This window comes from Azospirillum sp. CT11-132, assembly GCF_047302835.1.
Taxonomy (GTDB): Bacteria; Pseudomonadota; Alphaproteobacteria; order Azospirillales; family Azospirillaceae; genus Azospirillum.
This window is the reverse complement of the sequence record NZ_JBGLZA010000007.1, coordinates 112,538-126,497: the sequence shown is the minus strand read 5'-3', so window position 1 is coordinate 126,497 and position 13,960 is coordinate 112,538. Positions and strand designations below refer to the sequence as shown.

Here is a 13,960-nt window from a genome sequence, read left to right as displayed (position 1 = left end):
ATATATGTAAGATAACCACAATAAAATACCATTGCAATGGAGCGTTTCCCAGTGTGCTGGCAGCGGCGACGCCATTGCTGCCAATTGGGAAACGGGCGTGGCGCCCCGCACCAAAAGGCCGCAGTCCCGGACGCGCTGATGTCGGCCGGCCGTCGTGCTATGGTCCGCATCCCGATATGCCACCAACCTGGATTTTCCCGCCATGACCGCCCGCTCCCCGGCCGCCTACAATCCCATGGACCTGACCGGCCGCCGCATCCTGGTGACCGGGGCGTCGGCCGGGATCGGCCGGGCGACGGCGGTGGTGCTGGCGAAGCTCGGTGCAAGGCTGGTGCTGAACGGCCGCGACGAGGAACGGCTGGCCGAGACCGCCGACCGGCTGGAGGGCGACGACCACGCCGCCGCCCCCTTCGACCTGTCGAACCTCGAAGCGGTGCCAGGCTGGATGAAGGGACTGTGCGCCGACGATTCACCCTTCGACGGCATCGCGCATTGCGCCGGCATCCAGACGCTGCGGCCGATCCGCATCTTCTCCGCCGCCTTCTTCGACGAGGTGATGCGGGCCAACCTGGGCAGCGCGTTGGCGCTCGCCCGCGGGCTGCGGCAGAAGGGCTGCCATGCCGAGCGGGCGGCGATGGCGCTGATCTCCTCCACCGCCGCGACGGCGGCCTCGCCGGGCAATGTCGTCTATGCCGCCAGCAAGGGCGGCATCATCGCCGCCACCAAGGGGCTGGCGGTGGAGTTGCTGAGCGACGGCATCCGCGTCAACTGCGTGGTTCCCTCCATCGTCGAAACCGAGCTGATCGAGCGCGGCAAGCAGAAGCTGACCGCCGAGCAGTACGAGCATCTGCGCACGTTGCAGCCGCTGGGCTTCGGCCATCCCGACGACATCGCCCACATGATCGCCTATCTGCTTGCCGACACCAGCCGCTGGATGACCGGGTCCATCGTCACGGTGGACGGCGGCCGCACCGCCTGAGCCCCGTCATGACCAACGACGTTCCCGAAAATCGCTGGTTCCACCTCTGCATGGCGGATGACCTCGCCAGCCCCAACGCCTTCGTCACCACGCGGGTGGGGGCGGTGCCGCTGGTGGCGCAGAACATCAAGGGGCGGGTGGTCGCCTTCCGCAACGTCTGCACCCACCGCTTCGCCGTGATCCATGGCGAGCCGTCGGGCTGCGGCCCGCTGCGCTGCCCCTATCACGGCTGGAGCTTCGACGCCGACGGCGTGCCGGTGGGGCTGCCCTTCAACCCGACCGACTTCCAGCTGGAGGCCGAGGGCCGCCGGCGGCTGGCCCTGCATCCGGCCTCGCTGGCCCGCTGCGGCCGGCTGGTCTTCGTCCGGGTGGCCAGCGACGGCCCGTCGCTGGAGGAGGAGCTGGGAAGCGGCCTCTTCGCCCGGCTGGCCGCCCTGTCCGACGCCTTCCCCCGCCACGGCGATGCGGTGGAGCCGGAGGAAGGTTGGGAGCGCATCGAGGCCGCCAACCTGCGTCTGCATCTGGCGCCAGACGGCGCGCTGGTGCTGCACAGCGCCGCCCCGCCCGGTGCCGACCGGCGCTTCTCCCGCACCGTCACCTTCCATCCCGCCACAGCTGACGCGGAGCTGCCGGCTTGACATCCTTCCCACGGCTAAAGCCGGAAAATTCCTGAACTTCGCAGTACAGGTTCCTGTTTCACAGCGGACTGCTCAGAATGCCGAGGCATCCCAAGACTAACACCCGCTCCGCAGGCAGACACCGCCAGTCCCGGCGGCCAAGATATTGCGCGCTGCGTTGAGGTCGCGATCATGGAAGCTCCCGCAATCTGGGCACCTCCATCTACGATCATCCAGCGTCAGCACATGTCCTGTAGCGCCGCATTCGCTGCAAGTCTTGGTGGAGGGGTAAAAGCGATCAATTTTCACCACTTTCCGCCCATACCACGCCGCCTTGTAGGCAAGCATGCGGCTGAACTCACTCCAGCCCGCGTCGGCAATGGACCGGCTGTGGAGCTTTGCCCGCAGCATGCCTTTCACCGACAGAGTCTCGAGGCAGATCGTTTGGTTTTCACGGATCAGTCGAGTGCTGAGTTGATGCAGAAAATCGCTCCGCGCATGACGCACGGAGGCATGGGCACGGGCCACCTTCAGCTTGGCCTTTGCTCGGTTCTTCGAACCCTTTGCCTTTTTCGACAGCCGACGCTGAAGGCGGGCAAGCCGCCTCTGTCGCTTGGCGAGGTGGCGCGGGTTGGCGATCGTCTCGCCAGTGGACAGGGTGGCGAAGTCCTTCAGCCCGAGGTCGATGCCGACGTCGCCGCCACCGGACAGCGTCTCGACATTGGCGACGACGCGGCAGGAGACATACCATCGCCCGTCTGCCTCCCGCGTCACCGTCACTGTGGTCGGTTCGCTGGGGAGATCACGCGACCACACCACGTCCAGCGGCTCAGCCATTTTAGCCAGCTTCAACCGGCCATCGTGGTAGGTGAAGCCGGATTTGGTGAACTCCGCCGACTGCGGCCCGTCCTTGCGACGGAATTTCGGATAGCGCGCCCGCCGCTGGAAGAAGTTCCGATAGGCCACGTCAAGGTGGCGAAGCGCCTGCTGAAGCGGGACGCTCGACACTTCGTTCAGCCACACGAATTCAGGCTGCTTCTTCAACGCCGTCAGCATGGCGTTCGTCTGGGTGAATCCGTACCGCTCCTTGCGTTCCGTCCACGCCGCCTCCCGCAGAGCGCGGGCACGGTTGTAGACCACGCGCACACATCCGAACGTCCGGTTCAGCAGGTTTTCCTGCTCCGGCGTCGGGTAGATGCGGAACCGATAGGCAGCCTCGACCGGCTTCAGCATCCCTTTCATGTAGAAGGACATAGCACAATGTTCAAGTTTTGTTCTGCTGGTGTGAAGCCAATATCCCGTCTCATACCCAAAGGCAGGAATTTCTCGCGGAGGTTTGGATGACTGCACCCCAAGTCCACGCGGTCATCCCCGAGGCCGGCGCCTTCCTGCCCCACAGCCATTTCTGGACCGAAGAAGCCTTCGCCCAGGAGCGTGAGCAGGTCTTCGGCCGCTGCTGGCTCTATATGGGCGTCTTCGACGACACCAACCTCCTGACCGCAGAGATGGCCGGGCTGCGCTTCGAGCTGCACCGCCGCGGCGAGGCGATGGACGGCGTCTGCCGCGACGGGGAACGGGTGCGGCCCCTGCAGATCGACCGCTGCGGCGCCCTCGTCTTCGCCCGCGTTGCACAAGACGGCGGCCCGACCCTGGCCGACCATCTGGCGCCCTATGGCGCGCGGCTGGCGATGATGTCGGCGAACTGCCTGAACCCGCAGGCCCCGGTCGGCATCGCGTTCCAGGCCAACTGGAAGGTGCTGGTCGAGAACACGATGGACGATTTCCACGGCTCCACCGTCCATCCCGACACCATTCATCCCGCGGTGCATCCCGACTGGCAGAGCCACCTCGTCACCGAACGCCACGGCGCCAACAGCGATTCCCGCTGGCTGCTGGCCGACGGCACCGCCGGCTGGTGGGCGAAACTGGACGCCAAGCTGCGCATGCGCCGCTTCGCCATTGAGTCCTTCTACCGCCACACCTTCATCTTCCCGAACTTCTATCTGGCGACCTTCTATGGCGCGACGGTGATCCCGCACCGGGTCGATCCCGTCGCCCCCGACGCCGCGGTCCTGCGATGGCAGCTGTTCCTGCCCACCACCCGGCTGGAGACGGCACGCGAGCAGGCCTTCCACCGCTCCACCGCCGCCTATCTGATCGAGTCCGCAAGCACGGTGATCGCCGAGGACCGCCCGGTCTGCGAGGCGGTGCAGCAGGGCCGTCCCGGCATCGCCGACCTTCCCCACATCACCGGCATCTATGGCCGGCGCGAGCGCCGCATCCTCGACTTCCATCAGGCGATGCTGAGGCAGCTGGGAGAGGCCGCCCAATGAGTGAAAGTCATGGAGGCGGCACCCTGACCTTCATCGAGCCGACGGAGGAGCACGCCCAGCTGCTGCTCGACTGGCGCACCCGCCCCGACATCGCCGGCCAGATGCTGAGCGTCGTCCCCTACGACGTGGAGCGGCAGAAGGCGTGGCTGCGGCGCAGTAAAGAGCGCGACGACTATGTCCACCGCATCCTCTGCGTCGATGGGGAGCCGGCCGGCCATGTCTCCATCACCGTGACCGAGCCGGAGTGGCGGATCGCCACCATCGGCGTGCTGATGGGCGAGCGGGCGGGGCGGATGGGAGCGGCCCCGCTGAACTTCGCCTACATGCTGAACCATGTCTTCTTCACCATGGGGCTGCGCAAGGTGGTGAACCACATCCTGGGCACCAACAGCCCCCGCCTGCTGAAGGGCCAGCCGATGATCGGCTACCGCCCCGTCGGCGTGCTGAAGCGCCAGGTGGTGAAGGATGGGCAGGAGATCGACCTCCACATCTTCGAGATGCTGGCCGAGGACTGGCTGGTGGTGCGCGAGCGCTTCCGCATCTACCAGGACATGGACGGGCGGGAGTGGCGGTGAGGAAGGGTGGGGAGTGAACCTCCTTCACAGTATTGACATTAGAAGCTTAGACTGTAAAATTGATCTCTGATCACGCATAGCCATAATGCATGTCCTAAGGACATGCATTATGGCTATGCGTGTGCAAGGCTTTCCAAATGGACAATGCTTCAGGCTTCATCGCACCGCCATCATTCAAGCGGACACGCCTCGCCACGGCCGTACTGGAGGGGCTAACCACAGACGGGGACGCGGTCACCACCCGCTACGAGGTCTGGCGGAGGCTCCTCCATGTGTGGAACACCCCGAAGGGTCGGGGGCTTTTCCGCGGCGAGATGCCGGGCGCAATCCATGTCCAACGTGTCATCCAGAACCTGATCCGGACCCATGGGCTGACAGCCGATCCCGACTATGGCCGCAACGTCTACCGCGTCCTCGGCCTTGGCGATGCGCCGGCGGAGGAGGTGTTCGCGCTCGCCACACCCTTCGGCTATGTCGCGCATCTGTCGGCGATGCAACGCTGGGGCCTGACCGACCGGCGGCCGGACGCTTTGCATCTTGTCGTGCCCGCAGCACCCGCTGCGCGCCGTCTGGCGGAAGAGCGCATGGCGGAGGACCGCCGGCAATTCCCCGATGCCGCCAAAGAGGAAAACGAGGTCCCGCTCACCAACCCGCGTCCTCCGGCGATCCTGCGCGGGCGGAAGACCGTCACGGTGACGGCCAAGGAGATGGGCCGCTGGATCCGGGTGCGGGGCGGACACACCCGACTCGCTACGGTGGGACAGACCTTCCTCGACATGCTGGACTGGCCGGATCTGTGCGGCGGGATGGCCCATGTCCGCGACGTCTGGCGCGAGCATGCCGACATCCATCTGGAGGAGATTGCAGCATCCATCGACGACAGCGGGTCCCCCATCGTCAAGGTGCGGGCCGGCTATCTGCTCGACGAGTTGCTCGGGCTGGGTGACGACGCCAGGGCAGCGGAGCGGATCGCCGGATGGTTGCGCTTCGCCCAGCGCGGCAGTTCCCGCGTTCTGGATCCGTCCAAGCCCTTCGCGACGGACCATTCGGAAAAATGGATGCTCTCGCTCAATGTCTGATCCGACGCCTGACGAGCACGCAGTCCCCAGGATCGTCGACATCACCGCCTGGATCGAGCGGGCACGCCGCGATCCCCTGACCTATGCCGAGCGGCAGGCAACCGAGGTGATCCTGGCCGCATTGGGCGGGTTGCCCGGCTATCGCGGGCGCTTCTTCCTGAAGGGCGGCATCCTGATGGCGGTGGTGTATGGCAGCCCGCGCAACACCGGCGATCTCGACTTCACCACCGACCTGCCGGCCTCCCCGGATCTGGGGGAGCGGCTGCGCACGGAACTGGACCGCGCCTTCCCACGGGTGTGCGCCCGGCTCGGCTATCCCGACCTGCTGCTCAGGGTCCAGACGGTGCGGGAAATGCCACGGCCATTCGCCGGACCTCGTCACCTGTCCTTCCCCGCGCTGAAACTGGGCATTGCCTTCGCCCGCCGCGACGACCCGTCGGCCCGCTTCCTTCAAAAGGAAAGCTCGCCCAACGCCGTCATCGTCGAGGTCAGCTTCAACGAGCCCGTCCACGCCGTCGAACTGGTCCGGTTGAACCCCGACGGGCCGACGGTCGCCGCCTACGGCATCACCGACCTGATCGCGGAGAAGTTCCGGGCTCTGCTGCAGCAGGTATCCCGCAACTGCTATCGGCGGCAGGACGTCTACGACCTCGCCCATCTGGCTGACCGCTTCTCTCCCGATGCCACCGAATGCGTGGCGATCCTCCGGACTCTGCGGGACAAGTGCGCGGCGCGCGGGATCGTCCCGACGGCAGCCTCGCTCGACGATGCCGCCCTGGTCGAGCGGGCGCGGTCCGAATGGCACACGCTGGAACAGGAGGTCGGTGAGCTTCCCGATTTCGACGCATGTCTGGAGAAGACAAGGCGTCTCTACCGCAGCCTGCCCTGGGATGACGCGGCGTCCTGAAAGGGAGCGACCCTCACCCCCGCAACACGCCCAATCGGCGTGCTGAAGCGCCAAGCGGTGAAGGACGGGTGGGAGTGGCGGTGATGGCATGGCGCTATCATTGAAATCGATACAATCGCGGCCTAATCTTCTCGAGACATGCCCGGGAGCGACCGGTGGCCAGCATCACGATCCGGAACCTCGAAGTTCCTTTAAAGGCCCGACTGCGGATCCGCGCCGCCCACCACGGCCGCTCCATGGAGGATGAAGCCCGCCACATCCTGCGTGCGGCACTCGCGGAAGAGAGACTGCCGGTGACGAATCTCGGGGAAACCATCCACCGGCGGTTCGCGCGGCTCGGCGGTGTCGAGGTGGCGGAGGTGAAGCGCGAAGCCCTGCGGACGCCGCCGAGCTTCGACTGATGATCGTCCTCGACACGAATGTTCTGTCAGAGTTGATGTCCCCGAGACTGTCCGAAGCCGTATTCCGCTGGTCCGCTGCACATCCTGTTCAGTCTTGACTTGCTGGCGGAGGGGGCCGCGACGGAGCAGATGTTTGCCGAAGGCTTAGTTGGTCGGGCAAGGGCGATAGGAGAACTTGCGCAACGGAGGCCGTCATGCAGAATCCAACCCCACCTGCCGACCTCCCGTCCGCTCCAGCGGCCCTGGCCGAGCACCAGCGGGTGCTTGCCGCCGACCTCCTGGGGTTGGACCACCCGCCTACCGGCGATCTCGACGTCCTGCGGGTGGTGCGAGGCCGGCTGTCTCCCCAGGCCATCGGCGCCTTGCAGGCGGCCGGGCTCGACGCCCGCACCCTGGGCCGGATCATCCCCCGGCGCACGCTGGAACACCGCCGGCGGAAGGGGGAGGCGCTGTCGCTGGAAGAGAGCGAGCGCGCCTATCGCGCCGCCAGCATCGTTGCCCTGGCACAGGCGGTGTTCGGCAACCGGGACAAGGCGCTGTCCTGGCTCCATGCCCCCCGCAGCCGTTTCGACGGCGAGGCGGCCATCGCCCTGATCGACACCGACATCGGCGCCCGTTTGGTGGAAGAAGCCCTGATCCAGATCGACGAGGGCTATTTCGCGTGAAGCTCTGGCGGATCAGCAACCATTCTGATCTGCAAGGAGCCAGTAGCCAGCACGCCGGTTCCGTTCATGTTGAACAAACCATGAACACCATGTAGGATCCTCCCATGATCCAGCGGAGCTACACATACCGGCTTTATCCGACCAAGGCCCAGGCAGCAGTCCTGACGGAGATGCTGGGCGCCTTCTGTGATCTCTACAACGCCGCTCTCCAACAGCGCATCGAAGCCTACCGCCGTCAGCACAAGACGCTGCGCTACCTCGACCAAGCCAGCGAGCTGAAGGCGGTGCGCGCCGTCGACGAGCGCTTGGCCCACTTCAGCTACTCCGCCGGACAACAGGTGCTCCGCCGACTGGACAAGGCGTTTGCGGCCTTCTTCCGCCGACTGAAGACCAAGGCCAAAGCAGGCTTTCCGCGTTTCCAGGCAAAAAGCCGCTTCAACAGCGCCGCGTTCCGCGTCGGCGACGGGCTGACGATCCGCAAGAGCAAGCGCCTCCGCGTGATCTGCGTGCCCGGTGAGATCAAGGTGAAATGGCACCGCGACCTTCCGGCCTCAGCCAAGGTCGGAGCCGCTGTGCTTTCGTGCTCCGCCGGCACATGGTTTGTCTGCTTTCAGATCGCACTGCCTGACCAGGAGGACCAGCCGCGCGACGGCACCGCGGTCGGCATTGATGTCGGGCTGTCCAGCCTGATTGCCACCTCGGACGGTGAGACGGTTGCAACGCCGCGCTGGACCAAGCGCGCGGCAAAAAAGCAGCGCCGCCTTCAGCGCGCGCTCAGCCGGTGCAAGCGGGGCAGCCGACGCCGGCTCAAAGCCAAGCAGCGACTTGCCCGCCACAGCGCCCACACCGCCAACCAGCGCCGCGACTTTCTGCACAAGCTATCGCGCTCCCTGGTGGAGCGCTATGCCCTCATCGCTCTGGAGGACCTCGACGTTGACCGCTTGGCCCGCTCGAGGCTGGCCCAGGCGGTCCAAAACGCCGCCTGGGGCCAACTCCGCCGCTCCCTCGCGTACAAGGCTGCAAGTGCCGGTACCCGTATGGAAGTGGTGGATCCCCGCGCTACGAGCCAGACCTGCCCGGCCTGTGGAGCCGGTGTCGCCAAGACGCTGAGCGATCGCCTGCACACATGCTCGTGTGGCTGCGTGATGGATCGCGATGTCGCGGCGGCGACCATCATCCTGCAGCGGGCACAGGGAATGGGGCCGGGACACGGCCTTCGGTCGTCAAGCCAGCGGACTGCCGCCTAGCTCGACCGAGAAGCCGTTGCCGTCAGGCGACGGAGTTGTCACCATCCCCCGCCACACCGCGTGGAACTGCTGGATGCGCTCCTCGTTCAGGCCCAGCACCGCGGGGCGCTCCGTCTGGCGGCAGCCGCGGAAGGCCAGTTCCGACGCCTCTTGATCCTCGCGCAGCAGGGCGACGTTGAGATCGCGCGCGCCCTCCTCGATCAGGCGGCGGGCGGCGGGGCCGCCCCTGCCGGCATCGCCGTCCGGATCGGCCAGGAACAGGCGGAGGTTCAGGGCGCAGCGGTCGGGGCCGAGCGGGTCGTAGGTCTGGACGCTCATCACCGCGCCGCGGGTGAAGCCGATCTCCAGGTTGGGGAAGATGTGCAGGTGATCGTAGTCCTGCAGGATCGGGCTGGGGCGGAAGCCCAGCCGCTCCGACACGCCGTCCCACCAGCGGGCACTCTTGTCCGACATGCCGGTCACGCCGCGGGAATGGGCGCCGTCATAGTCGCAGCGCCAGTCGCCCTTCACCAGCTTGCGGAAGGTGGTGGGGTGGGTGAGGTCGGCGTGGTAGACCTCCAGCACGCTCTCCACCCCCATCTTCCAGTTGGCGGCCCATTCCATCGACCGCTCCTCGAAGGGGCGGACGAAGATCTCGGAGGCATGGCGCAGCACGTCGGCATAGACGCCCAGCCAGTCGCCGAGGCCCAATCCCTCCGCCGCCACCCGCAGGAAGACGAAGCGGCCGCACACCCCGACCGCCACCGGCGTCAGGGCACGGCCGCAGCGGCCCTCGCGATCCAGGCCGAAATTCGCCTCGTTGCCGGGAATGCCATAGGGCACGCCGTCACGGTCGAAGGTCCAGCCGTGATAGCCGCAGCGCAGCATGCCGTTGCCGCGCGGCGCCCGGTGGATCATGGCGAAGCGGTGGGTGCAGACGTTGCGGAAGCCCCGCAGTTCCCCGTCGAAATTCTGCACCAGCACGTCCAGCCCGCCGATCCGCCGGGTCAGATAGTCGTTGGGCCGGGCAAGCTCGTCGGTGAAGCCGGCGAAGACCCAGGATTGGCGGAAGACCCGCTCCTCCTCCGCCCGGAAGATCTCCGGGTCGTGGTAGGCGGCGGGGGGGATGCCGGGGACGGCCTTGGCGGCGACGAAGGGGAGGGGGCTTTCCATGATGCAAGAAGGGTAGCCCGCGCCCCGCCGGCCGGTCCAGGGCACAGCGGGTCGCAGGTGTCGGGTCGCAGGTCTTCCCTCTCCCGTCACGGCCGGAACAGCGTCGCCTCGATCCCGCGCAGCCCCGTGGCGTCGCAGATGTAATAGGCGACCATGGCGCGCCCGTCCGGCAGCACCGCCGCCCAGGGATAGCCCAGGTCCGGCGCCGGCCCGTCGTCGCGCAGCACCAGCTCCGGCACCTCACCGGGCTGCTGGCGGCGCGGGTCGTAGAGGCGGGCGCGCACGCCGTAGGGCGCATGGCGGTAGCCGCCGACCAGCAGCAGCCGGCCGTCCGGCAGCGGGCAGGCGTCATAGGGATGGCCGACCACCGTCTGGCGCCGCCACGGTTCCCAGCTGTGGCCCAGATCGGTGGAGCGCGAAGTCGCCAGATGGTCGTCCAGCCCGGTGGTTCGGTGGAAGGCGTGCAGCACGCCGTCGGCATCCAGATGCAACGCCGTCTCGCAGAAGCCGGCCTTGGCCTCGGGGTCGATGGCGATGATCGCCCGATGAACCCAGCTCTCCCCCCGGTCGGTCGAGGCGAAGAGATGGCTGGCATAGGTGCCGGTGGAGGGGTGGTGGGTGTAGCCGGTCTGCAGAATGGTGCCGTCCGGCGCCTCCACCGCCCGGCCGCGCACCGCCCCGCCGAAAAAGGGCCGCTGTCCCGGCACGATGTCGGGATGGCCGGGCAGGGGGGGCAGGTCGCGGTGCGGCGTCCAGCTCCGCCCGCCATCGTCGCTGTACCGGCTGTAGCCGCCCCAGAAGATGTAGAGATCGCCGGTCTTCTGCGGATTGCCGGTCAGCCCGATCCCCAACGCACGCAGCGCCTCCCCTTGCGACGACGGCACCGGATACCAGCGGAAGCCGGTCAGCAGGATGCGGCCGTCACGCAAGCTGAGCAGGCTGGCGTCCTGGTCGGCCGCCTGCGGATCGGGGGGCAGGGGCATCTCCTCCCCCAGCGGTTCGGCATCGGGGCCGAGCCGCAGCAGCACGGTCTGCGAACGGGAATCGAGATGGTCGACATGGTTGAACCCGGTCTCCCCCGCCCGGAACGTAGCCCCGCGCAGCCAGCGATGGTCGCGCGCCCGCCGGAAGGCCAGCAGCACCGATCCGTCTCCCACCGGGGTGAGCGACGGGAAGGACGCATAGAACCGCGGGTCGCGGTACAGCACGCGATGCTCGACACCGGTCATGACCATCGGGTTCCCTACTCCCTCTTTGAAAAGCAGCAACGAGCCTGCACAAGGACGAGTCTGCTCAGGCCAGCCCGATCCAGAGGAGGAACGCCCGGTTGACCGCCAGCATGCTTTCATCCTCCAACCGTCCGAACGCCTCGCCGATCTTGTCGCGGGCGATCGTCTGGACCTTGTCGATCATCACCTGCGAGCGTTTGCGCAGACCGTTGCCCGGAGTCGGATCAACCGACAGGCGGAACAGCGGCGCGTCCACCAGTGCGCTCGTGATCGGCAGAATGGTGACACTGGGATGCCCGTCGAACAGGGCGGACTGGATGACCAGTGCCGGACGCGGCTTGCCGTAGTCACTCTGCAAGGCGACCGTCACCAGATCGCCGCGCCTCACTCCCAGCCCTCGGTGTCACGAACCGCGTCCAGCCAGTCCATGGTCTCCTGCTCCTGCGGCGTGTCCCGGACCAGCAGAGACTGGCGCCGGCATTCGGCGGCGAAGCCGGGCCGGCGGGTGTCCGGCACCCAGATCTGCAACGGCCGCAGCCCGGCAGCGCGCAGACCGTTGCGATGGCGCTGAACACGGAAGGAAAGCGGCGTGGGCATGGGACAGGCACTCCCTTATGTTACATGTAACATTGATCGTCCGCCGATCCTGTGCAAGCCCAACCCCAATAAGCCCGCCCCTCCAGACCCCCGCGACCTCGTGCCTCAGCAGCAGTGCGGTGCGGCGATGCGGATGCGCCTTGAAAGACCACCACCCTTATGGAGAGTCTTCGCCACAGAGAATTCTCCTTCCACGCGGTGTTGCATCCCATGGCGTCCTCCTTCGTCCCCGCCTCCGCCCCCGTCGGCAGCTTTCTGGACAATCTGCGCACGCGCATCGCATCGCCGCGGGCCTATTGGCGCAAGGCGAAGGCCGATCCGCGCTACGCCATCTACGACATCCTGCCCATCGTCACCGATCCGGTCCTGCGCGACCGGCTGGCGGCGCTGATCGCGGCCCGGCGACCGCACACGCCGGGCTTCTACCCGTCGCTGGAGGCGCGGAACTGGTGCCGGACGCTGGAGACGGACGGCATCACCCCGCTGCTGCCGCCGATCGACCCGGCCGTCGTCGCCGACTTGCGCAGCTATTTCGAAAACACCCCCTGCCAGGATCCCTTCCGCCCGCATCTGGGCTGGTTCCGGCCCGACAGCCCGCCCAGCCCGGAGTCCAACATGGGCTATCACGGCGTCGACCAGATCCTGCGCGCGCCCCATGTGCTGGCTCTCTTCAACGATCCGCAGGTGCTGGAGACGGCGGAGCTGTATCTCGGCTGCAAGCCGATCCTCGACAACATCGGCTGCTGGTGGTCCTGGGGCGGCGAGAGCTTTGGCGGACGGGAGGCGGCCAAGGGCACCCAGCGCCACCACCGCGACCTGGACAGCCTGCGCGGCTTCAAGCTCTTCTTCTACCTGACCGACGTGGACGAGGACGGCGGCCCGCACATCTTCGTCAAGGGCAGCCACCGCAGCCGCCTGCTCTCCACCGGCCGCGCCCTGACCGACGCGCAGGTGGAAGCGGCCTTCGGCACCGCCGGCACGGTGACGATGACCGGCGCGGCCGGCAGCCGCTTCCTGGGCGACACCTACGGCGTCCACAAGGGTGCCCTGCCGCGGCGCGGCCGGCGCCTGCTGCTGACGGCGCAGTACAACGTCAACCGCAGCCCCCACGGCCCGACCGTCCCGACGCTCGACCGCCGCTGCGCCGAGGTGCCGGACGGGCTGGACCCCTTCGTGAACCAGATCTTCGTGGCGCCGTAAGGGAGGGACGGGGACGGCCTTCCGGCGGTTTCAGTTCATGGCGTGAGCCGAGGCGTAGCCGAGTTGGTAATACAGCCGGATCATCGCCCGCAGGCTTTCCCCGTCCAGGCTTTCGATATCAAGGGCGGCCAGCTTGGCCAGATTGACGTTGAAGTCCCAGCGCTGTTCCTCCAGCCCGTAGCGCCGTTGCGTCAGGCGGTTGGAAACCCCCTGATAGAACATCCGCCGCATCATCCAGCGCCGGTTCAGCCGGTCGGGATGGATGAAGTGGGACACCGTGGCGGCCGGAACATAGTAGGTGGCGGCTCCGGCGCTGCGCATCTCCATGAAGATGATGCCTTCGTTCGTCAGCAGCCCGTCCCCCTTGCGGCCGAGATCGGTCGGGAAGGCGCGGCCCGCCATCAGCCGCTTGCGGAAGGCGCAGTTCCCTTCACCGAACCATTCCTTCTCGCGCAGGAAGCGGGATTCGCTGTCCCAGCCCCAGCGGCATGAGAAGAAATGCAGCATGTCGTCGGCCAGCCAGTCCGGCCTGGACAGCGCGCCGAAATCCGGCTCGACCTCGCCCGCGACGATGTCGACGGCATCGCCCAGCCGGTGGAAAGGCTCCAGCAAGCGCTCCAGCCAGCCTTCGCAGGCCCGCTCGTCGTCGTCGATGAAGGCGATCAGGGAACCCGCCGCCTCGGCCACACCGCGGTTGCGGGCGAAGCTGACGCCCGGACGCTCCTCCACGATATGGCGCAGCGGCACTCCCCGCAGAGCGAAGGCGGCCTGTCGGCCCTCGACGACCGGGCGCCCTTCCGCCAGGGCGGAATTGTCGATAACGAGGATTTCATGCGCAGCACCCGGAGAGCCGCCCACCCGCTGCCCGATCAGACTGTCCAGGCAGGCGCCGAGCAGTTCAGGGCGCCTATGGGTGCAGATGACGATGCTGGCGGCGATTTCCGGGCTGTCGGTGTTGGGGGTTCCGGTGGTCGGCATG

Annotated in this window: 16 protein-coding genes; 10 read left to right on the top strand and 6 right to left on the bottom strand. The window is 67.2% G+C overall.

The window, feature by feature from the left end; translation table 11 throughout:
* Nucleotides 1-202: 202 nt before the first annotated feature.
* Both ACCD06_RS27855 and ACCD06_RS27850 read left to right on the top strand, forming a co-directional pair.
* The gene (locus tag ACCD06_RS27855) at nt 203-979 is read left to right on the top strand and encodes an SDR family NAD(P)-dependent oxidoreductase (protein ID WP_413345029.1); all 777 of its coding nucleotides are present in this window, start codon (nt 203-205) and stop codon (nt 977-979) included.
* An 8-nt stretch (nt 980-987) separates the two neighbouring features.
* A complete protein-coding gene (locus ACCD06_RS27850) occupies nt 988-1,617 on the top strand; it encodes a Rieske 2Fe-2S domain-containing protein (RefSeq protein ID WP_413345027.1) in 630 nt (209 codons plus the stop codon).
* A 96-nt stretch (nt 1,618-1,713) separates the two neighbouring features.
* Here the strand turns inward: ACCD06_RS27850 and ACCD06_RS27845 are convergent, their stop codons facing one another.
* Nucleotides 1,714-2,850, bottom strand: coding sequence for an RNA-guided endonuclease InsQ/TnpB family protein (locus ACCD06_RS27845; protein ID WP_413345025.1), 1,137 nt, complete (start codon nt 2,848-2,850; stop codon nt 1,714-1,716).
* Nucleotides 2,851-2,936: 86 nt separating this feature from the next.
* Here ACCD06_RS27845 and ACCD06_RS27840 point away from each other — a divergent pair, with 86 nt between their 5' ends.
* From ACCD06_RS27840 to ACCD06_RS27810, 7 genes are all read left to right on the top strand, one after another.
* The gene (locus ACCD06_RS27840) at nt 2,937-3,929 is read left to right on the top strand and encodes an RHO alpha subunit C-terminal catalytic domain-containing protein (protein ID WP_413345023.1); all 993 of its coding nucleotides are present in this window, start codon (nt 2,937-2,939) and stop codon (nt 3,927-3,929) included.
* Nucleotides 3,926-4,504, top strand: coding sequence for a GNAT family N-acetyltransferase (locus ACCD06_RS27835; protein ID WP_413345021.1), 579 nt, complete (start codon nt 3,926-3,928; stop codon nt 4,502-4,504). The genes ACCD06_RS27840 and ACCD06_RS27835 overlap by 4 nt, the downstream gene beginning before the upstream one ends.
* Before the next feature lie 137 nt (nt 4,505-4,641).
* A complete protein-coding gene (locus tag ACCD06_RS27830; protein ID WP_413345019.1) occupies nt 4,642-5,583 on the top strand; it encodes a hypothetical protein in 942 nt (313 codons plus the stop codon).
* Nucleotides 5,576-6,490, top strand: coding sequence for a nucleotidyl transferase AbiEii/AbiGii toxin family protein (locus ACCD06_RS27825; protein ID WP_413345017.1), 915 nt, complete (start codon nt 5,576-5,578; stop codon nt 6,488-6,490). The genes ACCD06_RS27830 and ACCD06_RS27825 overlap by 8 nt, the downstream gene beginning before the upstream one ends.
* A 155-nt stretch (nt 6,491-6,645) precedes the next feature.
* Nucleotides 6,646-6,891, top strand: a complete 246-nt coding sequence (locus tag ACCD06_RS27820) for a FitA-like ribbon-helix-helix domain-containing protein (RefSeq protein WP_413345015.1) — start codon at nt 6,646-6,648, stop codon at nt 6,889-6,891.
* 194 nt (nt 6,892-7,085) lie between these two features.
* Nucleotides 7,086-7,556 carry an antitoxin Xre/MbcA/ParS toxin-binding domain-containing protein gene (locus tag ACCD06_RS27815; protein WP_413345013.1) on the top strand — a complete coding sequence of 157 codons (471 nt, stop codon included), beginning with the start codon at nt 7,086-7,088 and terminating at the stop codon, nt 7,554-7,556.
* Nucleotides 7,557-7,660: 104 nt separating this feature from the next.
* Nucleotides 7,661-8,803: an RNA-guided endonuclease InsQ/TnpB family protein gene (locus ACCD06_RS27810; protein WP_413345011.1), complete on the top strand. Its 1,143-nt coding sequence runs from the start codon at nt 7,661-7,663 to the stop codon at nt 8,801-8,803.
* On the opposite strand, the gene ACCD06_RS27805 is transcribed toward ACCD06_RS27810, so the two are convergent.
* The 4 genes from ACCD06_RS27805 to ACCD06_RS27790 form a co-directional block, all read right to left on the bottom strand.
* Nucleotides 8,780-9,955 carry an aromatic ring-hydroxylating oxygenase subunit alpha gene (locus ACCD06_RS27805; protein ID WP_413345009.1) on the bottom strand — a complete coding sequence of 392 codons (1,176 nt, stop codon included), beginning with the start codon at nt 9,953-9,955 and terminating at the stop codon, nt 8,780-8,782. The genes ACCD06_RS27810 and ACCD06_RS27805 overlap by 24 nt on opposite strands.
* A gap of 86 nt (nt 9,956-10,041) precedes the next feature.
* Nucleotides 10,042-11,184, bottom strand: coding sequence for an exo-alpha-sialidase (locus ACCD06_RS27800; protein ID WP_413345007.1), 1,143 nt, complete (start codon nt 11,182-11,184; stop codon nt 10,042-10,044).
* Nucleotides 11,185-11,248: 64 nt separating this feature from the next.
* The gene (locus ACCD06_RS27795) at nt 11,249-11,572 is read right to left on the bottom strand and encodes a type II toxin-antitoxin system PemK/MazF family toxin (protein WP_413345005.1); all 324 of its coding nucleotides are present in this window, start codon (nt 11,570-11,572) and stop codon (nt 11,249-11,251) included.
* Nucleotides 11,569-11,781: an antitoxin MazE family protein gene (locus ACCD06_RS27790; RefSeq protein ID WP_149200391.1), complete on the bottom strand. Its 213-nt coding sequence runs from the start codon at nt 11,779-11,781 to the stop codon at nt 11,569-11,571. Before ACCD06_RS27790 ends, ACCD06_RS27795 begins: the two co-directional genes overlap by 4 nt.
* Nucleotides 11,782-11,991: 210 nt before the next feature.
* Between ACCD06_RS27790 and ACCD06_RS27785 the strand changes: the two genes are divergently transcribed.
* Entirely contained in the window at nt 11,992-12,981 is a 990-nt protein-coding gene (locus ACCD06_RS27785; protein ID WP_413345002.1) for a hypothetical protein, read from the top strand.
* Nucleotides 12,982-13,011: 30 nt separating this feature from the next.
* Here ACCD06_RS27785 and ACCD06_RS27780 read toward each other — a convergent pair whose 3' ends face one another.
* Complete coding sequence (locus tag ACCD06_RS27780) at nt 13,012-13,959, bottom strand: glycosyltransferase family A protein (protein ID WP_413345000.1); 948 nt, start codon at nt 13,957-13,959, stop codon at nt 13,012-13,014.
* Nucleotide 13,960: the final 1 nt, after the last annotated feature.